The sequence below is a fragment of the Roseateles terrae genome (assembly GCF_014192155.1).
GTDB lineage: Bacteria > Pseudomonadota > Gammaproteobacteria > Burkholderiales > Burkholderiaceae_C > Roseateles > Roseateles terrae.
Window position 1 is genome coordinate 141,395 of the sequence record NZ_JACHXO010000006.1, and the last position, 20,657, is coordinate 162,051.

General features: G+C 67.2%; 16 protein-coding genes and 1 tRNA gene. 15 read left to right on the top strand and 2 right to left on the bottom strand.

Annotation, left to right across the window (positions count from 1 at the left end; translation table 11 throughout):
- The first annotated feature begins 49 nt into the window (after window positions 1-49).
- From FHS28_RS16865 to FHS28_RS16910, 10 genes are all read left to right on the top strand, one after another.
- On the top strand, window positions 50-985 hold the full coding sequence (locus tag FHS28_RS16865; protein WP_184295072.1) for a hypothetical protein: 936 nt from the start codon (window positions 50-52) through the stop codon (window positions 983-985).
- Window positions 986-1,068: 83 nt separating this feature from the next.
- Entirely contained in the window at window positions 1,069-2,904 is a 1,836-nt protein-coding gene (locus FHS28_RS16870) for an ATP-binding protein (RefSeq protein WP_088453406.1), read from the top strand.
- Window positions 2,905-3,079: 175 nt separating this feature from the next.
- On the top strand, window positions 3,080-4,051 hold the full coding sequence (locus FHS28_RS16875) for an AEC family transporter (protein WP_088453405.1): 972 nt from the start codon (window positions 3,080-3,082) through the stop codon (window positions 4,049-4,051).
- Window positions 4,048-4,980 (top strand): GNAT family N-acetyltransferase, encoded by a 933-nt coding sequence (locus tag FHS28_RS16880; RefSeq protein ID WP_088453404.1) that lies wholly within the window; start codon window positions 4,048-4,050, stop codon window positions 4,978-4,980. Before FHS28_RS16875 ends, FHS28_RS16880 begins: the two co-directional genes overlap by 4 nt.
- A 116-nt stretch (window positions 4,981-5,096) precedes the next feature.
- Complete coding sequence (locus tag FHS28_RS16885; RefSeq protein WP_088453403.1) at window positions 5,097-8,003, top strand: M16 family metallopeptidase; 2,907 nt, start codon at window positions 5,097-5,099, stop codon at window positions 8,001-8,003.
- A 226-nt stretch (window positions 8,004-8,229) separates the two neighbouring features.
- On the top strand, window positions 8,230-9,504 hold the full coding sequence (locus tag FHS28_RS16890) for a glutamate-5-semialdehyde dehydrogenase (RefSeq protein ID WP_246410271.1): 1,275 nt from the start codon (window positions 8,230-8,232) through the stop codon (window positions 9,502-9,504).
- 140 nt (window positions 9,505-9,644) lie between these two features.
- Window positions 9,645-10,469: a 7-cyano-7-deazaguanine synthase QueC gene (queC, locus tag FHS28_RS16895; RefSeq protein WP_088453401.1), complete on the top strand. Its 825-nt coding sequence runs from the start codon at window positions 9,645-9,647 to the stop codon at window positions 10,467-10,469.
- A 9-nt stretch (window positions 10,470-10,478) separates the two neighbouring features.
- Window positions 10,479-11,027, top strand: coding sequence for a LemA family protein (locus FHS28_RS16900; RefSeq protein WP_088453400.1), 549 nt, complete (start codon window positions 10,479-10,481; stop codon window positions 11,025-11,027).
- A gap of 373 nt (window positions 11,028-11,400) precedes the next feature.
- Entirely contained in the window at window positions 11,401-11,841 is a 441-nt protein-coding gene (locus tag FHS28_RS16905; protein ID WP_184295075.1) for a c-type cytochrome, read from the top strand.
- 248 nt (window positions 11,842-12,089) lie between these two features.
- Window positions 12,090-13,361, top strand: coding sequence for an FCSD flavin-binding domain-containing protein (locus tag FHS28_RS16910; protein WP_310736803.1), 1,272 nt, complete (start codon window positions 12,090-12,092; stop codon window positions 13,359-13,361).
- A gap of 183 nt (window positions 13,362-13,544) precedes the next feature.
- Here the strand turns inward: FHS28_RS16910 and FHS28_RS16915 are convergent, their stop codons facing one another.
- On the bottom strand, window positions 13,545-13,967 hold the full coding sequence (locus FHS28_RS16915; protein ID WP_088453398.1) for a BLUF domain-containing protein: 423 nt from the start codon (window positions 13,965-13,967) through the stop codon (window positions 13,545-13,547).
- 17 nt (window positions 13,968-13,984) lie between these two features.
- Complete coding sequence (gene folE / locus FHS28_RS16920; protein ID WP_088453397.1) at window positions 13,985-14,698, bottom strand: GTP cyclohydrolase I; 714 nt, start codon at window positions 14,696-14,698, stop codon at window positions 13,985-13,987.
- Window positions 14,699-14,877: 179 nt separating this feature from the next.
- On the opposite strand from folE, the gene rsmB reads away from it, so the two are divergent.
- The 5 genes from rsmB to FHS28_RS16945 all read left to right on the top strand — a co-directional run bounded on the left by rsmB (window position 14,878) and on the right by FHS28_RS16945 (window position 20,077).
- Window positions 14,878-16,260, top strand: coding sequence for a 16S rRNA (cytosine(967)-C(5))-methyltransferase RsmB (rsmB, locus tag FHS28_RS16925; protein ID WP_088453396.1), 1,383 nt, complete (start codon window positions 14,878-14,880; stop codon window positions 16,258-16,260).
- On the top strand, window positions 16,257-16,871 hold the full coding sequence (locus FHS28_RS16930; RefSeq protein WP_088453395.1) for a DUF4390 domain-containing protein: 615 nt from the start codon (window positions 16,257-16,259) through the stop codon (window positions 16,869-16,871). Before rsmB ends, FHS28_RS16930 begins: the two co-directional genes overlap by 4 nt.
- A gap of 51 nt (window positions 16,872-16,922) precedes the next feature.
- Window positions 16,923-19,166, top strand: a complete 2,244-nt coding sequence (locus FHS28_RS16935; RefSeq protein WP_088453394.1) for a sensor histidine kinase — start codon at window positions 16,923-16,925, stop codon at window positions 19,164-19,166.
- Window positions 19,167-19,179: 13 nt separating this feature from the next.
- On the top strand, window positions 19,180-19,899 hold the full coding sequence (locus tag FHS28_RS16940; RefSeq protein WP_088453393.1) for a response regulator: 720 nt from the start codon (window positions 19,180-19,182) through the stop codon (window positions 19,897-19,899).
- A gap of 102 nt (window positions 19,900-20,001) precedes the next feature.
- A tRNA-Phe gene (locus FHS28_RS16945) sits at window positions 20,002-20,077 on the top strand.
- The last annotated feature ends 580 nt before the right edge of the window (window positions 20,078-20,657 follow it).

Here is a 20,657-nt window from a genome sequence, read left to right on the forward strand (position 1 = left end):
GATCGCACCCGCCGCTGACTGAGGGGACATCACCTCTCGGTCAGCCGCCATGCGATTTGATGTCCCTTCCCCATCCCACGCCCAACTCGTGCACGCCACGCAGGTCCTGCAGGACCTGCTGCAGCCGGAAACGCTGTCGCCTGAGGCGCTCTCGCCTCACCCTGCGGCGTCCGCACAGGCCATGTCCGAGGCCATGCACCGATTGACAGAGCCGCCCAGCCGTGAACTGGCCCGGAATCTGTTCCTACTGGCGCGGGACGAGCAGAAGCACCTCGCGCAGGCGACCGAACGGCTTGGCCCGGTCTTGCGAGACACCGTGGCCGAGCGACTGCGGATGCATGAACGATTGGAAGGCCGCATCGAGCGCTGGCTCCGCACCGAGGCCTTCCGGGGCGACGTCCCCCGTCTGATGCAGGGAGCGCTGATCCAGCATCTGCAGTCCACGCAGGCGATGGGACGTCTGCTGCAGGAGGTCGATCATTCCCGACTGGCTGGCGTCATGCTCCGTTGGCAGGTCACTCACAACGCCATCAAGCTCGCGCTCTGCAACGCACCTCCTGGAGACGAGACGCGGTATTACCACCAACGCCTGGCGACATTGCTGGGAGCGTTCAACCGTTGCGACAAGTTTGAGTCCTGCCAGGAGACACTGGACACCTTGTGGGCGTGTCTCTCCGCCTTTGAACGGCACAAGACCTCGCACCAAGCTGCAGCAATCCAGGGGCAGGCCCCTCGAAAAGCCGTGACCGGCCCATCCGCCCTTGCGCCCGCGGGTGAGCTCGACCTGGGACGCGATCTCGACCTGGCATCCATCTCCAAGGGCCACTCCCTGCCGACCGACGCTCGCCACCGGCGCCTGCCCGCGCTGCTGGAGAGGCCGCTCCACCGGTCCACCGCCGACTTGCTGCAGCCCCGGTCCGACCTGGAGCGCACCTGGCGCCAACTCGGGACCGACCGGGCCGCGCCTGACAGTACCGACCTCTGACAGTCCATCGCCTGGGGGGCTTGAGAACGTCCGTCGACGCCCATTTTTTTGCGACACTGCGCGGTGAGGCATAGGGAGAGTGCATGGGTCGGTCGACGCTGAGCATCCAGACACGGTTGGTGGCCGCGCTCAGCCTGAGTGCGACCATTCTTGTGGGTCTCATCGGCCTGTATTGGGTGAACCGCCACGAGCGGGAACTGGACGCCGAACTGCAGGAGCGCCAGCGCCGCATGGCCCAGCTGGTCGCCCGCGGCTTTGCGGAACCGGTCTGGAACCTGGACAGCGCCGCATTGTCCGAACTGCTGGATGCGGTCATGGCCGATCCGGAAGTCCATGCCATCACCCTGACCGCCCCCGGCCTCGAAACCCTGCGCCGGGAACGGACCACCCCGGCGGTGCGTCCGGAGACGATGGAATTCGAGCTCAGCCACCGCTCCGGGGTGGACAACGGTCCCGCCGGCGCGCTGGGTCGCGCCACCCTTGTCTATACCCGCGCCTACATCGATCAGCGCGTCGGCGAGACGCGGCGGCTGGTCGCCAGTCTGCTGGCCACGGTGCTGCTGGCCATCGGCCTGACCAGCTATGTGCTGGTGCGTCGGCTGGTGGAGCGTCCGGTCTCCCGCCTGCGGGGTCTGGCCCAGCGGGTCGCCAGCGGCGAACTGGGCGCGCAGATCACCCCGGAACATGCCGACGAGATCGGCGACCTGACCGATCAGCTCAATGCGATGAGCGCCAAGCTGCAGGCCTTCGCCGAAGGCGTGCGCAGCAGCGAGCAGCGGTATCGCAGCCTCTTCGAGAACGCCGCCGAAGGCATCTTCCAGGCGGACGGCCATGGCCGGCTGCTGCGGATCAACAAGGCTCTGGCCCATATGCTGGGCCTGCAGCAGCCGGAACAGGCGCAACACCTGACGCTGCGGCGGGTGGTGCGCATCGAGCCTGACGAATACCGTCGGCTGGCGCGCGCCCTCGGGCGTCACCGCCTGCTGCAGCAGGTGCCGCTGCTGGTGACCACGCGGGACGGCCGCGACCTCTGGATGGAACTGAGCCTGCATCTGGTGCAGGACGGCGGCGCCTCCCGGGTTGAAGGCCTGGTGAGTGACATCACCCAGCGCCGCATGGCCGAGCAGGAACTGACCCAGCATCGGGACCATCTGGAAGAGCTGGTGACCGAGCGCACGGTGGAGCTGTCGCAAGCCAAGCAGCGGGCCGAGACCGCCAACCAGGCCAAGAGCCGCTTCCTGGCCACGATGAGCCATGAGTTCCGCACGCCGCTCAATGCCATCCTGGGGTTTGCGCAGCTGCTGCAGATGGACAAGACGCTGACCGACAGCCAGCAGTCCAAGATCCGGCTGATGCGGGAGTCTGGCGAGCATCTGCTGGTGCTGATCACCGACCTGCTGGACGTGGCCAGCATCGAGGCTGGCAAACTCACCCTGCAGCTCAACCCGCTGGACCTGCGCGCCCTGCTGGAGATGTGCAGCGAGTCGATGCGCCCGCGCGCCGCCGAGAAGGGCCTGGCCTTTGATGTGGCCCTCGATCCTGAACTGCCCGCCCGGGTGCGCGCCGACGGCCAGCGGCTGCGTCAGGTGCTGCTGAACCTGCTCTCCAATGCGGTCAAGTTCACTGACCGGGGCCGTGTCGGCCTGGCGGTGGACCTCGTCGCCCGCGGGCCCAGCAGCATCGTGCTGCGCTTCAGCGTGACCGACACCGGCATCGGCATGGAGCCGCAACAGGTGCAGCGTCTTTTCCAGCCGTTCGAGCAGGTGGCGGACCAATCGCGTCGCGCCGGGGGCACCGGACTGGGCCTGGCGATCAGCCAGCAGCTGGTGAAGCTGATGGGCGGCATGATCGATGTGGAAACCGCCCCGGCCAAGGGCAGCCGGTTCAGCTTTGCGCTGGAGCTGCCCCTGGCGTCCTGAGGGTCGGCGGGACCCTTCCGAATCGAACCGCCCAACGGCCGACCCGGACGCCATCACGCCCCGGCGTGGGTGACGCCGCTGTGCGGCCTGTACGGCCTGTGCGGCCTGTGCGGCGCCCGCACCGTCCCGCGCGTCGGCCCCGGGTGCCAGGCCGCGCACCGGCATACTCGGCGCCATGACAGGCATCTTGTTCTCCAAGCTGCTGGCGATCTTCATCGCCGCGGCCATGGGCTGGTTTGTCGGACACATGCGCTGGCTGGGCAAGGCCGGCGGCGACAACGATCCCGCCCGTGTGCTGTCCAACCTGGCCTTTTATCTGTTTGTCCCTGCGCTGATGTTCCGCACCACCGCGCGGGTGGACTTCCACACCCTGCCCTGGCTGACCATTGCCGCCTTTTTTGCCCCGGTGGTGATGGCACTGCTGGGCGTCTACCTGTGGCAGCGCTCCCGCCGCCCGGAGAACCCCGCCGTGCCCGCCGTGCGCAGCATCACCGCCTGCTTCGGCAACACCCTGCAGGTCGGCGTGCCGCTGGTGGCCGGGGTGTTTGGTGAGGACGGCCTGGCGGTGCACATCACCATCGTCAGCCTGCATGCGCTGACCCTGCTGAGCCTGGCCACGGTGCTGGTGGAGTCGGACCTGGCCCGTCACCATGCGACCGGCGCCAGCCTGTGGTCCATGCTGTTCATCACCATGCGCAACACCATCATCCATCCGGTGGTGCTGCCGGTGCTGGCCGGCTTTGCCTGGAACCTGACCGGGCTGGCCCTGCCGCGGGTGCTGGATGAAGTGCTGCAGATGCTGGGCAGCGCGGTGGTACCGCTGTGTCTGGTGCTGATCGGCATGTCGCTGTCGTATTACGGCTGGCCGCGCGCCTGGCGGGACATGATGGGCCTGCTGGTCGTCAAGCTGCTGCTGCAACCGGCGCTGGTGCTGGTGGTGGCCCACTGGGTGTTCGGACTGTCGGGCCTGGGGCTGGCGGTGATCGTCATGATGGCCGCGCTGCCGCCGGGCTCCAATGCCATGATGTTCTCGCAGCGCTATCGCACGCTGGAGCAGGAAGCGTCCGGCGCTGTGGTGGTGGCTACGCTGCTGTTTGCCTTCACCGCGCCGCTGTGGCTGGCCATTCCGGTGTGGCTGGGACGATGAGCAGCGGCAACACCCTCGATCTCCGTCCGGCGAACCAGGTGCCGGCGGAGGTGCTGCATGCGCTGTTTCGGGAGGCCTTTGCCGACTACCTGATCGGTCCCTTTGAAGTGCCGCTGAGCCAGTGGCCAGCCTTCCTGGCGCGGCAAGGTGCGACGCTGCCGCTGTCGCGGGTGGCGTTCGATGCCGCCGGTCAGGCGCTGGCGTTTGCGCTGGTGGCCGAGCGGCCGCTGCACCGCCGCTGGCGGCTGGCGACGATGGGCGCCCGCCCGCAGGCGCGTGGCACGGGTGCTGCGGGCCGACTGCTCGACGACTTCCTGTTCCGCGCGGCCACGCAGGGACAACAGGCGGTGGAGCTGGAAGTGTTTGCGCAAAACGAGCGGGCACGACGCTTGTATGAAAGCCGCGGCTTCGAGACTCTCCATCCGCTGTACGGCTGGCAGGGCGAGCTTGCGGCCTTCAGCGCCTCGCAAGCCCTGACCGGTTTGCAAGACATCCACAAGGTTCGCGAAGGCGACCGCTCGAAGGAAGCTCCGCAGTCCGTGGACCTAGCCACAGCCCTGGACTGGCTCGACGCCGCCGAACACCGCTGGCCCGACCTGCCGCTCCAGGTGACCCGGGCGTCCCTGCAGCACCTCGCCGAGGCCCACACCTGGCAGATCCGCACCGCGGATGCCTCTGAAACCGCTCAGGTCGTGTTCACCCTGGCCGACGAAACCGTAATGGTGAACAGCTTTGTCGCCCCCGATCCACGGGACGCCGCCGCCCTGATCCAGGCCTTGGCCCGGGTCTATCCCCAGCGACGCCTGCGGGTGCCGCAACTGCAGCGGGATGACCTGGGAGGCCAGTGCCTGCGGGACCTCGGTGCCACGCCATTGCCGCTGCATCAGCTCTGGATGTGCCGTTCACTGGCACCGACGCCCCGTCCCTGATCCGCGGGACCGGTACCGACACGCCGCCCCTCTTGCTTCCCGCACTTGTGGGCGCGGCTGCGCCTGTGTAGGGTGCGTCCTTTCACATCACTTCCCCGTCCTGCGGGATCCCTGTCATGCGCATCAAGACTCTGACCCTGGCCGTCTGGGCCGCCCTGAATGTGGGCGGACTGGGGGCCGCCTCCGCCTGGGCTGCCACGCCTGCCCAACCTGGCAGCGCCATCAGCGCCGACGGGGGCACGTTGCAGGTCAAGCTGGAGAAGGTCAAGCTGGCCAATGGCTTCGAGGTGATCCTGGTGGAAGACCACCGCCTGCCGCTGGTGGCCTTCAACCTGTGGGTGCATGCCGGCCCCCGCAATGAGGCCAAGGGCCAGACCGGTTTTGCCCACCTGTTCGAGCACCTGATGTTTGCCGGCACGCGGCACATCCCGCGCGGCCAGGCCGACCAGATCATCGACGCCGCCGGCGGCACCGATTCCAACGGCTCCACCGACTTCGACCGCACCAACTACTTCTTCACCCTGCCCTCCAACCAGCTGGAGCTGGGCCTGTGGCTGAAGTCCGACATGCTGGGCTACATGATCGACGAGGTCGATTCGGTGGCACTGGCCAACCAGCAGGACGTGGTGCGCAATGAGCGCCGTCAGTCGGTCGAGAACCGTCCCTACGGCATCGTGGAAGAAGCGCTGTTCCATGCGCTGTATCCGGAGGACCATCCCTACTACGCCTCGGTCATCGGCTCGCATGCCGACATCCAGTCCATTCGCCTGGACGATGTGAAGGCCTTCGCTCGCAAGTACTACCGCCCCAACAACGCCACCCTGGTGCTGGCCGGTGACTTCAATCCGGCTGAGGCCCGCAAGCTGGTGGAGAAGTACTTCGGCCCGCTCAAGGCCGGAGACGCGGTGCCGCCGGTGCAGGTGCCGCAGCCCAAAATCACCGAAGAAAAGCGCATTGCGGTGACCGACCGCATCGAGCTGTCCCGCCTGAACATCGCCTGGCAGACCCCTGCCGTCTTCCAGCCGGGTGACGCCGAGCTGGATGTGGCCTCGCATGTGCTGGGCGGTGGCAAGTCCAGCCGTCTCTACAAGACGCTGGTGTATGACAAGCAGCTGGCCCAGTCGGTGTCGGTGCAGCAGTATTCGCTGTCGCTGGGCTCGGTCTTCGGCATCGAAGTGGTGGCGCGTCCGGGCAAGTCACTGGAAGAGATCGAGAAGCTGGTGGACGATGCGGTCGCCGATCTCGCCCAGAACCCGCCCACACCGGAAGAAATGGGCCGCGCCCGCGCCGCCATCGAGACCGGTCTGCTGACCCGTCTGGAGAAGCTGCAGGGACTGGCCGACCAGATCAATTACTACAACCAGCAGGCTGGCGATCCGAACTACATCGCCAAGGACCTGGGCCGCTACCAGGCCATGACCGGCGCGCAGGTGCGGGACGCGGTCGCTCAGCAGCTGAAGAAGCAGGCACGGGTGGTGGTCTACGCCACGCCGGGCGAGCAGAAGCTGGCGGCAGAAGTGCCGACGCCCCCGATGCCCACCAAGGCTGGGAAGGGCGAGCGTGAATCGCTCAATGCCGATGCAGCCTGGCGCAAGACCCAGCCCAAGGGCAGCAAGGCCAAGCCGCTGACGCTGCCGGACGGCCACCGCTTCACCCTCTCCAACGGCCTGACCGTCATCCATGTGGGCAACCCCGGCCTGCCGCTGGCCAGCGCCACGCTGGTGGTGCGCGCCGGACAGTCGGCCAATCCGCAGGACAAGCCGGGCCTGGCCAGCTTCACCGCCGCCATGCTGGAGCAGGGCACCCAGTCGCGCAGCGCGCAGCAGATCGCTGACGAGGCCGGTAGCCTGGGCGCCACGCTCGCCAGCAGCTCCAGCCGGGATGAAGCCCGGGTGGAAGTGAGCAGCCTCAAGCGGAATTTCGCGCAGAGCCTGGCCCTGCTGGCCGATGTGACCCAGAACCCGGCCTTTGCGGAGACCGAGGTGACCCGCCTGAAGGGCGTGCGCCTGGCTGCGCTGGCGCAGCAACGGGAACAGGCACCGGCCGTGGCGGCACTGGTGGGCAATCGCGTGGTGTACGGCGACGGGCATCCGCTGGCTGAGAACGGGCTGGGCACCGAAGCTGCCATCCAGGCGACCGATCCCACCCAGCTGCGCCAGTTCTGGCAGACCCACTACCGCCCGGACGAAGCCGCGCTGGTGGTGGCCGGCGACATGAGCGAAGCGGACCTCAAGCCGCTGGCCGAGAAGCTGTTCGGCGGCTGGGTGAAGCCGGCTTCGGCCGCGCCGACCCTGGCTGCTGCGGCGCCCAAGCCGGTGGCCGCCCGCGTGGTGCTGGTGGACAAGCCCAATTCGCCACAGACGGCCCTGGCCGTTGTAGCCCCCGGGCCGAAGGCCGGTGTGCCGCAGGCCGCCGACATCAAGGTGATGAATGCCGCGATGGGCGGGCTGTTCACGTCCCGCATCAACACCCAGCTGCGGGAGGTCAAGGGCTACACCTACGGCGTGTACTCCGGCTTCTCGATGAACCGGGACAGCGGCAGCTTCGGCGTCCGCGGCAGCGTGCGCACCGATGTGACCGGTCCGGCACTGTCCGACATGTTCAAGGAGATCGAGGGCATGCGCGCCAAGCCGATGGGCCCGGCCGAGTTGAACCGGGTGCGCAATGCGCAGCTGCTGGCCCTGCCGGGCCTGTTCGACACCAATCGCGTCGTGGCATCCAGCTACGCCAGCGAATGGGCGCTGGGCCAGCCGCTGGACAGCATCACCTCCCTGCCGCGCAAGTACAACGCGGTGACGGCGGCCAGCGCTTTGCAGGCGGCCCGCACCTACGTGGACCCGGCGGGTCTGATCGTGGTGGCCGTGGGTGACCAGGCCAAGGTGCTGCCGCAACTGCAGAGCTGGGGCCGCCAGCCGCTGGAGATCCGGGATGTGAATGGCGCATTGCTGCCGGCGGCCGCGCCCGTGGCACCGGCCGCGCCGGCCGCACCCGCAGCACCCGCGTCGGCGCCCACCAAGCCCTGACGAACGGCTCACGGCCGGCGGCGCCCTGAGCGGGGCGTCGCCTTCCGGCCGTGGTGCTGGCGTCGGCGTCGGCGTCCTGAGCGGCATGCCTCGGCGGGCTGCTTCGCCGCACCCGGCCCTTGTCCCTCCTCCTGACGAAGCCTCTCCTGACGGCTTTCGATGGATGCGGGCCAGGGGCTTTTTGCTGGGCGGGCCCCGGCGTCGCGTCATGGTTCAGAATCTCACCATGACCGACCTCGTTGCCTACATGAACGGCGTGGGCGAGGCTGCACGTCGCGCCGCGACGCTGATGGCTGCCGCCCCCACCTCCGCCAAGAACCAGGCCCTGCTGGCCCTCGCGCGCCGTCTGCGTGACAGCGGCCCGGCCCTGGCCGCCGCCAACGAACGTGACCTGGCCGCCGCCCGCGAGGCTGGCCTGGACGCCCCCCTGGTGGACCGCCTGCGGCTGGATGCCAAAACGCTGGACACGGTGGCGCTGGGCTGCGAGCAGATCGCCGCCATGCCCGATCCAATCGGCGAAATCACCGGCGTCAAGCGTCGCCCCACCGGCATCAGCGTCGGCCAGATGCGGGTGCCGCTGGGGGTCTTCGGCATGATCTACGAGAGCCGGCCCAACGTCACCATCGAGGCCGCCTCGCTGGCCATCAAGAGCGGCAATGCCTGCATCCTGCGCGGCGGCTCCGAAGCGCTGCACAGCAATCTGGCATTGGCGGCGCTGGTGGCGCAGAGCCTGGAAGAGGCCGGCCTGCCCGCCGAAGCGGTGCAACTGATCAACACCACCGACCGTGCCGCCGTCGGCCTGCTGATCGCGATGCCGGCCTTTGTGGATGTGATCATTCCGCGCGGCGGCAAGGGCTTGATCGAGCGCATCAGCCGCGACGCCCGGGTGCCGGTCATCAAGCATCTGGACGGCAACTGCCACTGTTATGTGGATGCGCAGGTCGATCTGGAGCAGGCGCTGGTGGTGGTGGACAACGCCAAGACCCAGAAGTACAGCCCCTGCAATGCCACCGAGTCCCTGCTGGTGCATGTGGACCAGGCGGCCGCGTTCCTGCCCCGCATCGGCCGCATCTTTGCAGCCAAGGGCGTGGAGATGCGTGCCTGCACCCGGGCCTTTGCCGCGCTGCTGGAAGTGCCGGATGCCAAACTGGCCCTGGCCACCGAGGCCGACTGGGACACCGAATATCTGGCGCCGATCATCAGCATCAAGGTGGTGGACAGCCTGGACGAGGCCATCGCCCACATCAATCACCATGGCTCGCATCACACGGACGCGATCCTCACCACGCTGCATGTGAACGCCATGCGCTTCCTGCGGGAAGTGGACTCGGCCAGCGTGATGGTCAATGCCAGCACACGGTTTGCGGATGGCTTTGAATATGGCCTGGGCGCCGAGATCGGCATCTCGACCGACAAGTTCCACGCCCGCGGTCCGGTGGGCCTGGAAGGGCTGACCTCGATGAAGTGGGTGGTGCTGGGTCAAGGCGAAATCCGCCAGTAACAAGGCCAAAGAGCCCTGCCGGTACACTGAGAACCTGCCTCGCCGTCCGGCGGGGACCCCCTTTGTTTGCAAGGTCCGTGGCAGGCCCCGGCGCACCGTCGCACCGGCAAGGCCTGCGACGCCTTGCGCCCTGTGCTGCCATGTCCGATCTGCCGTCCACCCCTGCTTCCCCCTCTGCGCCTGTTGCGCCTGTTGCGCCTGCGCCCGCACCGAGCAAGGTGTCGGCGCCCGCGCTGCCGCCTGCAGTGACTGCGTCCAGCCGCAAGGCGCTGGTGCTGTTCTCCGGCGGTCAGGACTCCACCGCCTGCCTGGCCTGGGCCCTGGACCGGTTCGCGGAAGTGGAAACGCTGGGATTTGACTATGGCCAGCGTCACCGCATCGAACTGGACTGCCGCCAGACGGTGCGCCAGAAGATTCGCGAGCAGTTCCCGGCCTGGGCGAGCAAGCTGGGCGAGGACCATCTGCTGGATCTGAGCCTGCTCGGCCAGATCTCCGATACTGCCCTGACGCAGGAGCGGGCGATCGAGCTCCAGGCCAACGGCCTGCCCAACACCTTCGTGCCGGGCCGCAACCTGCTGTTCCTGACCTTCGCGGCAACGCTGGCCTACCGCCGCGGCGCCTCGGTGCTGGTGGGCGGCATGTGCGAGACCGACTTCTCCGGCTACCCCGATTGCCGCGACAACACGCTCAAGGCGCTGCAGGTGGCCTTGAGCCTGGGCCTGGACACGCCGATGACGCTGGACACGCCGCTGATGTTCCTGACCAAGGCGCAGACCTGGTCCCTGACGGAGCAACTGGGCGGCGCGCCGCTGAACGAGCTGATCATCGAGCACACCCACACCTGCTACCTCGGCCAGCGGGACACCCGTCATGCCTGGGGCTGGGGCTGTGGACACTGCCCGGCCTGCGAATTGCGGGCCCGCGGCTATCAGGAATTCATCCAGGCCCGCACCAGCGGTCGTTGAGGAGCCAGCGTGACGGTGTTCTGGGAGCGGGCCCTGTGGGTCATCGGTGCGGTGCTGCTGTTCTGGGGCATCGGCGCCTACAACCGGGTGATGCTGCTGCGCAATGAGATCGGCAAGGCGTTTACCCAGCTGGACGATGCGCTGACGCGCCGCGCTGCGCTGGGGGAGCGGCTGCTGGGCCATCTGCGCGAGCGGCTGCCGAGCGAACAGGCCAGCATTGACGCCCTGGCGGCCGCGCAGACCGAGGCTCTGGCAGCGGCGCAGGCCGTGCGGGCCAAGCCCCATGCGGCCGATCCGATTGCGCAACTGGCGATCACCTCGGCGGTGCACGGGGCGGCGCTGACGCGGTTGATTTCACTGGTGGAGCATCATTCGGAGCTGGTGTCCGATGCCGAGCTGTATGCAGTGGTGGACGAACTCAAGCTGGTGGACCGGCAGCGCGCATTCGCCCGGCAGGTGTTCAATCAGGCGGTGCAGACCTACAACGAGGCGGTGCGGCAGTTCCCGACGCGGGTGCTGGTGAGCTTCTTCGGGTTCTCGGAGTCGCGGAGCCTGTAAACCGAGCCTGCGGGGCTCGCACTGCATCCCTGGACCCACCTGAGTCCACAGACACGCACTCGCACTGGCACTCGCACTCGCACTCGCACTCGCACTGGCACTCGCACTGGCACTCGCATCCCCGTCGAACTCGCCATCGGCCCGTGTCGGTCATTCAGCGCCCCAGTAGCGCCGCACTCATCCGCACGCTGGTGCTGGCCGCCCATCGCCGGTTTCCCTACACTGCATCGACAGTGCGCCGTATCAGGCGCAGTCGGGAGCATGGATGCCTGTGCTGACGTGTAGCGATGATCCTCATCCGGCGGGGCTGAGACGCCCACCAAGCAAGTCGCGTTGGTGCGTGGCTTTGCTTGGCGCCGCGCTGACCCCCTCCATGCCGACAGCATGGGCCCAGTCGGCGTGGGCGTTGGCATCTGCGTCGGTATCGGCGTTGGCATCGGCATCCACGGCGGCTGCGCCACATGCCGACGCGCAGACTCCCTCGGCCCGGGCCCCATCGCCACGCGCCTCGCAGGGCGCCCCGTCGGGAACATCGACGGAGACCCTCAGCGCCGACTTGAAGGCCCGCTCGCTGGCTGCCACCTGCGCGGCCTGCCACGGCACCGACGGTCGCAGCACCGCAGACGATGCCCTGCCCCGCCTGGCCGGCCGCCCCGCGACAGAGATCGCCGCCGCGCTGCGTGCGTTCAAGTCCGGCGCCCGCCCCGGCACCGTGATGCCGCAACTGGCCAAGGGTTATGACGATACCCAGATCGATCTGCTGGCACGCTACTTCGCAGCTCAGCCGGTCGCCACTGAGAGAGTCCGTCGATGATGCGCCGCCGCGACTGGTTGCGGGCTGGCGGTGCACTGGCACTGGGGCCATTGGCGCAAGGGCAAGGGCAAGGGCAAGGGCAAGGGCAAGGCCAGAGCCAAGGCCAAGGCCAAGGCCAAGGCCAAGGCCAAGCCCAAGCCAAAGCCCAAGCCAAAGCCCAAGCCCAAGCCCAAGCCCAGGCTCAGGCTGGAGAACACGCTCAAGCGCACGCCCAGCCCAGCCCTGAAAGCCGTTGGCGCCGTGCGCGCGTGGTGGTCGTCGGCGGTGGCATTGGCGGCAGCACCGCAGCGCGTTATCTGCGGCTGTGGTCGGGCCACACGCTGGACGTCGTGCTGGTGGATCCGCAGTCCGACTTCGTCTCCTGCCCGCTCTCCAATCTGGTGCTGGGCGGATTCACGTCGATGGACGCGCTGACCCGTCCGATGGCCACCCTCGACGCCATCGGCGTGCGCCGCGTGCAGGACACCGTCACCCACATCGACACCGAGCGCCGCCTGGTGCTGCTCTCCCGCGGCGACCCGCTGCGCTACGACCACCTCATCGTCTCGCCCGGCATCGATCTGGACTGGGGTAGCGTTCAAGGCCTTAAATCGGCCCATGCCAGCGGACTGATCCTGCAAGCCTGGAAAGCCGGCCCGGAAACACTGGCCCTGCGCCGACAGCTGGAGGCGATGCCCGACGGCGGCGTGTTTGCACTGACGATTCCCGAGGCGCCTTACCGGTGCCCGCCCGGCCCCTATGAACGCGCCAGCGTGGTGGCGGCCTGGATGAAAAAAGCGAAACCCCGCAGCAAGCTGCTGGTGCTGGACGCGAATCCGGACATCACCTCCAAGGCGGCGCTGTTCCGTCGCGTGTGGGCGGAGCGATATGCGGGTCTGCTGGAGTATCGACCGCTGCACAAGGCGGTGGCGGTGGAGACTGCGGGCGCAAAGGCGGACGGCGCCAGTGGTGCCAGTGGTGCCGGTGGTGCCGGTGGTGCCGGTGGTGCCGGTGGCGCGATTGGCTCAGCCGGCGCGGGCGGCACCGTGCGGTTTGAATTGCAGTCACCCGAGCGCGCGGATGTGTTGAATGTGCTGCCTGCGATGCGCGCGGGGGCGATTGCGCGCGCTGCGGGATTGGTCGGCCCAGGGCCGGGACGCTGGTGCCCGGTCGACTACCGGTCCTTTGAATCGACCCTCGCACCCAACGTGCATGTGATTGGAGATGCCATCCAGGTGGCCCCCGCCATGCCCAAAAGCGGCCACATGGCCAATGCGCAGGCGAAGGTGGCCGCCGCGGCGATCCTCAGTCAGCTGGCCGGCGTGGCGCCGGACGAGTCCCCGATGCTCACCAACACCTGCTACAGCCATGTCGATGGCGCGCAGGTGATCCATGTGGCGAGTGTGCATCGCTACCTGCCGCAGGAACGAACTTACCGTGTGGTGCCGGGTTCGGGCGGTGTCTCGGAAGGACCCAGCGAACTGGAATCGCGCTACGCCTGGCACTGGGCCCGCACGCTTTGGCACGACATGCTGGGCTAGGCGCTGATGGCCGATGGCCAATGGCCAAGGGTCATTGGCCCGACATGAGCTCGGGTCGGCTCGGCTCGGGTCGGGTCCGGTCGGCTAAGGGAAGACGCGGCGCCGCCCGCCCATCCGTCCGCCATGTAGGCGCGAGGGTGGAGAGCAACGATCAGCTACCCGCCGCGTCAACACCTCAGGGCGTCAATGGCACTCGATCGCGCCAGCGGCCACCAGTTCGTCGAACAGCGTCGTCAGCCCGTGACCGGTCATGCGGAATGGATCCAGCCGCTGGGTCTCGCCATACTTCAGCAGCAGCGCCGGATTCAACCGGTGCAGATTGACCTGCCCCATCGACCAGCCCGCATACCGCCGCTCGCCGATCTCGTCGTACGCAATCAGCGTGCACTGGTCATGCCGCTCGTCCATCACGATGCGTTTGTAGCGGACATTCACCGCCTCCCGCGAGCCTTCCAGCACCTGGATGAACACCCCGTCGGTATGGCAGAGCAGGCCGGTGATGCCTTCGTGCGTGTTGTGCTCGCGGGAGCGGCGCACGATGTCCTGCAGGTCGTGGGCACTGAGGTCGCGCCGCGCGCGGCTGGCATAAACAAGACGAACAAGCATGGGGTCCTCTTTCAGTCTTAGCTCTTGCGCACCAGCGACAGGAACTCCCGGCGCAGGTTGGGGTCCTTCAGGAAGGCGCCGCGCATCACACTGTTGATCATCGTGGATTCCATGTCCTTGACGCCACGCCAGTGCATGCAGAAGTGGTCGGCATCCATCACGATGGCCAGACCGTCGGGGCGCACCCGGTCCTGCAGTTCATTGGCCAGCATCGTGACCGCTTCTTCCTGGATCTGAGGACGGCTCATGATCCAGTCGGTCAACCGGGCGTACTTGGACAGGCCGATCAGATTGGAATGCTCATTGGGCAGCAAGCCGATCCACACCTTGCCGATGATCGGGCACAAGTGGTGCGAGCAGGCGCTGCGCACGGTGATCGGGCCAACGATCATCAGCTCGTTCAGCCGCTCCGCATTCGGGAACTCGGTGACCGACGGCGCCTGGGCATAACGCCCGGCAAACACCTCGCGCACAAACATCTTCGCCACCCGCTTGGCGGTTTCCTGGGTGTTGTGGTCGCTGTCGGTGTCGATCACCAGCGCCTGCAGCACGTCCTGCATCTTGGCCTGGACCTCGGCCTGCAGCTGCTCCAGTTCCCCCGGCTCCAGGAAGTCGGCGATGTTGTCGTTGGCGTGATAACGCTTCTTGGCATGGACCAGCCGGTAGCGGATGCGGTCCGACGCGGGCAGGGCCGCCAAGGCCTCGGCGCTCAGGGTGGGGGTGCCTGTCATGGATGAAGGGGGCGCGCGATGAGGCGTGTCCCGAAGGTAAAGGTCGGTCGAAACAAGGTGGCGCCAAGCGCCGCCGTGCGAGAGTCTGCCGGGATATTGTCCCTGCGGGATGATGTCATTGTGATCCGTAGGGCGTACAAGAGCGTCGGCGCGGGATGGCCACCCCTTAAACTTCGCCGGTGTCTACCCCCCATTCCTCCTCTCCTCCGCTCCATCGGCTGCTCAGCGCCAGTGCCGATGCGGTCCAGGCCGTGCGTGACGGCCACTCCCTCACCGACTGGCTGGGTCGCTGCGCCGCGGAACTGCGGCCCGGCGCCCAGGCCTTGAGCTTCACGGTGCTGCGCCGTTTGGGCGCTGTCCAGGCGGTGCGCGCCCGCCTGGCACCCAAGGCGCCACCGGCCAAGGTGGATGCCCTGCTGGTCACCGCCCTGGCGCTGCTCTGGCCTGGTGACACCTCATACGCAGAACACACGCTGGTGGATCAGGCGGTGGACGCAGCGCGTCGCCGCACGCCCAAGCAGGCCGGCTTCGTCAATGCGGTGCTGCGGCGCTTCCTGCGGGAGCGCGAGGCACTGGTCGAGTCCCTGAAGGACGACCCGATCGCCACCTGGAATCATCCCCGCTGGTGGCTGGAGCAGTTGCAGCGCGACTGGCCGGATCACTGGCAGGCCCTGCTCGCGGCCAACCAGCAGCGGCCGCCGATGACGCTGCGGGTCAATCCCGCTTCAGGGACCGTCGAGCACTACTTGCAGCGCCTGACCGAGGCTGGCATCGCGGCCGAGCCGGCCGGCGACCTGTTCCCGCAGGCGCTGGTGCTGGACGAGCCCCGACCGGTCCAGGCCTTGCCCGGCTTTGCGGAGGGAGAGGCGTCGGTCCAGGACGCCTCGGCGCAACTGGCCGCGCCGCTGCTGCTGGGTCAGCGGACCCCGCAAGACTTGGCCCCTGGCGAGATCTGGCCGGTCCTGGGCGACGGCGCCCGGGTGCTGGACGCCTGCGCCGCCCCGGGTGGCAAGACCGCCCATCTGCAGGAACTGGCGGGCAACCGGCTCGATCTGCTCGCGCTGGACACCGACGCCAAGCGGCTGGAGCGGGTCCGCGAGAACCTGGACCGGATGAAGCTGAACGGCCGGGTGAAGGCAGCCGATGCCCGCAACGTCAAGTCGTGGTGGGACGGCCAGCCGCTGGATGCCATCCTCCTGGATGCCCCCTGCAGCGCCTCCGGCATCGTCCGCCGGCATCCGGATGTGCGCTGGCTGCGCCGTGCGACCGACATCCCGGCGCTCGCCCAGATCCAGTCCGAACTGCTGGACGCCCTGTGGCCGGTGCTCAAGCCCGGCGGCCGGCTGCTTTACGCCACCTGCTCCGTCTTCAAGGCGGAAGGGCAGGATCAAATCGACGCGTTTTTGCAACGCCATGGCGATGCGCGGTTGCGTCTGTTCACCCGCGGAGCCGGCCACCTCCTCCCGCTCGCTGACAATGCTTCGCAACATCCACTGCGAGGCACTGCGGCCGTGACCGACGGCTTCTTCTACGCCTTGCTCCAGAAGTTGCCGTCCGCGTGAGCCTGTTGAGTCCGTTCGTTCTGCTGCGTACATGGTCGCGGCGCCTGACCCTGGTCGGCGCGCTGCTGGTCCTGCACGCCTGGGCCCTGGCCCAGGGCGTGACGCTGCAACAGCTGCATGCGGAACGCGCGGAGGACGGACTTGCCCTGAGCTTCAGCAGCCGATTCGAGCTGCCCCGGCCGGCGGAAGAAGCGCTGCTCAAAGGCGTGGCGATTTATTTCGTGGCGGAAGTGCAGGTGCTGCGCAACCGCTGGTACTGGCGCGACGCCCGGATCGCCAAGGCCACCCGCACCTGGCGGCTGACCTGGCAACCCCTGACCCGACAGTACCGGGTCAGCACCGGCGGTCTGCACCAGAGCTTCGACACGCTGGACGATGCGGTGGCGTCCCTGCGCGGCGTGTCGGGCTGGCGGGTGGCGGATGCCAAAGACATCGAGGACGATGGCAGCTATTACCTCGAGTTCAGCTACAAACTGGACACGACCCAGCTGCCGCGGCCGATGCAGATCGGCTTGAGCGCCAGCCAGGGCTGGACCCTGTCCATCGAACGCAACCTCCAGTTGAACCTGGACGTTCCGGCCACCCCGCCTCCCAACCGGCCCCAGCCTTGACGACATCGGCCGGACCGTCTCCAAGGACCTGTTTCTGAAGGACTGCCCTCAGTGACCAAAGTGGCACGCCTGGCCTGGCTCATTTCGGTGACGGCGATCGCGGGCGCCAGCGGCATGCTGGCCTTCCTGCTGTCGATCAGCACCACGGCCCAGCGCGGCTTCCTGGAGCGCCACTATGTGTGGCTGTTCTGGGTGAACGTGGCCGTGGCCACGGCGTTGATCATCGTCATCGGCGTGGCGGGCACCCGCCTCGCGCTGCGGGTCAAGCGTGGGCGCTTCGGCAGCCGGCTGCTGCTCAAGCTCGCCGGCATCTTCGCCTTCGTGGGGGTGGTGCCGGGGGTGTTGATCTACACCGTCTCCTACCAGTTCGTGAACCGCAGCATCGAGAGCCTGTTTGACCAGCGGCTGGCGAGCGCACTGGAAGCCGGCCTGGCGCTCGGTCAGGACACGCTCGACAACGCCCGCAGCGAATTGACCGCCCGCACCCGCAGCGCGGCCGAGCGCTGGGAGGACGGCGCGCTCGCACCGCTGGCACTGGAACGGCTGCGGGATCAGCTGTCCGCTCGCAGCGTGGCGCTGCTGGGCAGCAATGGGCAGGTGCTGCTCACGGCCGGTCCGGACAGCGACAGCATTCCCGAGCGCCCCACCTCCACCATGCTCAGTCAGGCGCGGGCCAACGGGGTGTCGTCGCGGCTGGAGGGGCTGGAAGATGAGCAGCGCGCGGTGCAGGGGGACGCCCGCATCCGCGCGGTGGCGCTGCTGCCCAGCAGTGCCCTGCAGCTGACCAACAGTGACCGCTACCTGATGGTGGTGCGCACCATCAGCGGCCGGGTGGTGAGCAATGCCCTGAATGTGCAGGCCGCCAGCCAGGAGTATCTGCAGCGCTCGCTGCTGCGGGACGGCCTGCGGCAGATGTACATCGGCACGCTGACGCTGGTGCTGATCCTGGCCGTGTTCGCGGCACTGCTGCTGGCGGTGGCGCTATCGAATCAGCTGGTGCAGCCGCTGCTGCTGCTGGCCGAGGGCATGCGGGAAGTGGCCACCGGCGACCTCAAGGCCAAGCCGGTGTTCCGCTCGCGGGATGAGCTGGGCGGGCTGACCCGGTCGTTCGCGGACATGACCGAGCAGCTGGCCGACGCCCGCGCCCAGGTGGACCTGAGCGTGACGCAACTGGAAAGCGCCCGCACCCATCTGCAGACCATCCTCGACAATCTGACGGCCGGGGTGATGGTGTTCGGTGCGGACCGACGCATCGAGTCGGTCAACCCGGGTGCGACGCGCATCCTGCGGCTGCCGCTGTCCGCGTATGTGGGCCGGGGGCTGGAAGAACTGGCGCCGCTGGAGGAGTTCGCGCGGTCCATCTGGCAGCGTTTTGAGCTGCAGTCGCCGGAAGCTGGGGAGCGCGACCACTGGCAGGACTCCTTCGAGCTGCGGCTGACGGACGAAATCACCCTCACCTTGCTGGTGCGCGGCGCGGCCTTGCCGCATGAGGCGCGGCTGGTGGTGTTCGACGACATCAGCGAAGTCGTGTCCGCCCAGCGCTCGGCGGCCTGGAGCGAAGTGGCCCGGCGCCTGGCGCATGAGATCAAGAATCCGCTGACGCCGATCCAGCTGTCGGCCGAGCGGCTGCAGTTCAAGCTGGAGTCCAAGCTGGAAGGCAACGACCAGGCGATGCTGGTGCGCTCGGTGGGCACCATCGTCAACCAGGTGCAGGCGATGAAGCAGCTGGTGAACGAATTCCGCGATTACGCGCGGCTGCCGGCGGCCAAACTCGCGCCGCTGGACATCAATGCGCTGGTGGCGGAAGTGCTCACGCTGTACGCGGAAGCGCAGGAAGCCGGGCGATTGGTGGCGGATCTGGCGCAGGACCCACCCCTCATCCTGGGGGATGCACCGCAACTGCGTCAGGTCATCCACAATCTGGTCCAGAACGCGCTGGATGCGGTGAGCGAGCGGCCGGACGGGCGGGTGACGGTCCGGACGCAAAAGGCCACCAACGAGCTGGGCGAATTGCGCGCCTTGCGGCTGGTCATCCTGGATAACGGGCCGGGCTTTGCGGAGAAAGTGCTGAACCGCGCGTTCGAGCCATACGTCACGACCAAGACCAAGGGCACCGGTCTGGGACTGGCCGTGGTGAAGAAAATCGCGGATGAACACGGGGCGCGGATCCGATTGGTCAATCTTCAGTCGGCAGGTCACCCTGATCAGGCACCGATAGGCGCGCAAGTTTCGTTATCATTTTCAAAACTCGCGACTGCACCGAGCCCTGCGCCAGACGCGCCTCGGCCCGCGTGAACAGTAGGCATACATGGCAACCATTCTTGTTGTTGACGACGAACTGGGCATTCGTGCCCTGCTGTCAGAAATCCTCTCGGACGAGGGGCACACCATCGAACTGGCCGAGAACGCTCAGCAGGCGCGAGCCGCGCGTGAGCGTTCGCGTCCGGATCTGGTGTTGCTGGACATCTGGATGCCGGACGTCGATGGCGTGACGTTGTTGAAGGAATGGGGCAGCACCGGACAGCTGACGATGCCGGTGATCATGATGAGTGGCCACGGCACGATCGATACGGCGGTGGAAGCCACCAAGTTCGGGGCCATGGCCTTCCTGGAGAAGCCGATCACGCTGCAGAAGCTGCTGCGAGCGGTGGAGCAGGCGCTGGTGAAGACCGCACCGCGCCCGGCGCCGCCGGCTCCGGTGGTGGGTCTGCCGAGTTATGTGCGGCCAGAGGCACTGCCGGTGATGCCGTCGAGTGTGACGCTGCCGGGTAGCGTGCCGAGCCTGGTCTCGCCGCCGCCGGTGCAGCATCAGGGACTGGCGTCGGAGCAGCTGTTTGAACTGGACCGTCCGCTGCGGGAAGCGCGGGACGCGTTCGAGAAGAGCTACTTCGAGTTCCATCTGGCCAAAGAGAATGGCTCGATGACGCGGGTGGCGGAGAAGACGGGGCTGGAACGCACCCATCTGTATCGCAAGTTGAAACAACTCGGTGTCGATCTTTCGCGGAACAAGCGCGGAGGCGGAATTTAGTGTTATAGTCATGGTCTTCGGTGTTCAGCACAGCTGGCAGCGAAGACGGATGAAGGTTCAGCGCTGACTCTTTCGGAGTTCAGTCTTGAGCTGAAATTCAAAGGCCAAGTAGCTCAGTTGGTAGAGCAGCGGATTGAAAATCCGCGTGTCGGTGGTTCGATTCCGCCCTTGGCCACCAGAATTCAGGAGTGCTGTGAAGCACTTGCAAAAGCCCCGCGTAGTTCGTCTACCCGGGGCTTTTCTACAATTCTTGTCATCTTCTACAGAGCGTCGCCATGAAAGCAATCCATTGAGAGACTGCCCTGGCGCTGCTGATCGAGATGCGAGTCAACGGTCAGCACTTAGCGTGGGGCACGGGCTTTGTGGCTCAGTCTCGCAACGGCCCGGTGCTACTCACAAACCGGCACAACGTGATCGGCAGAAACAACTTCACTGGGGAATGCATTAGCCGTTTTGGCGCTCTGCCAGACGAAATCGTGGTCCAGCACCATCAGAAGGGCGCGGCGATGGGGGCGTGGGTGTTGATCGCTGAATCGCTAATGGACGACGCCGGCCAGCCACGTTGGATTGAACACCCAAGGCTCCGCGAGAAGGCGGATTTCGTAGCGTTGCCACTTACGAGCACTGTTGCCGCAGACGTCTGCGCTGTTGACTTAACCGAAGCGAAGCCTGCAATCCAGTGATGCGTGAGCGCAGGGCGAATCGACCCAGCGACTTGCCGTCATCGTCCGCAAACAATTGCATGGCAAAGGCCTCCA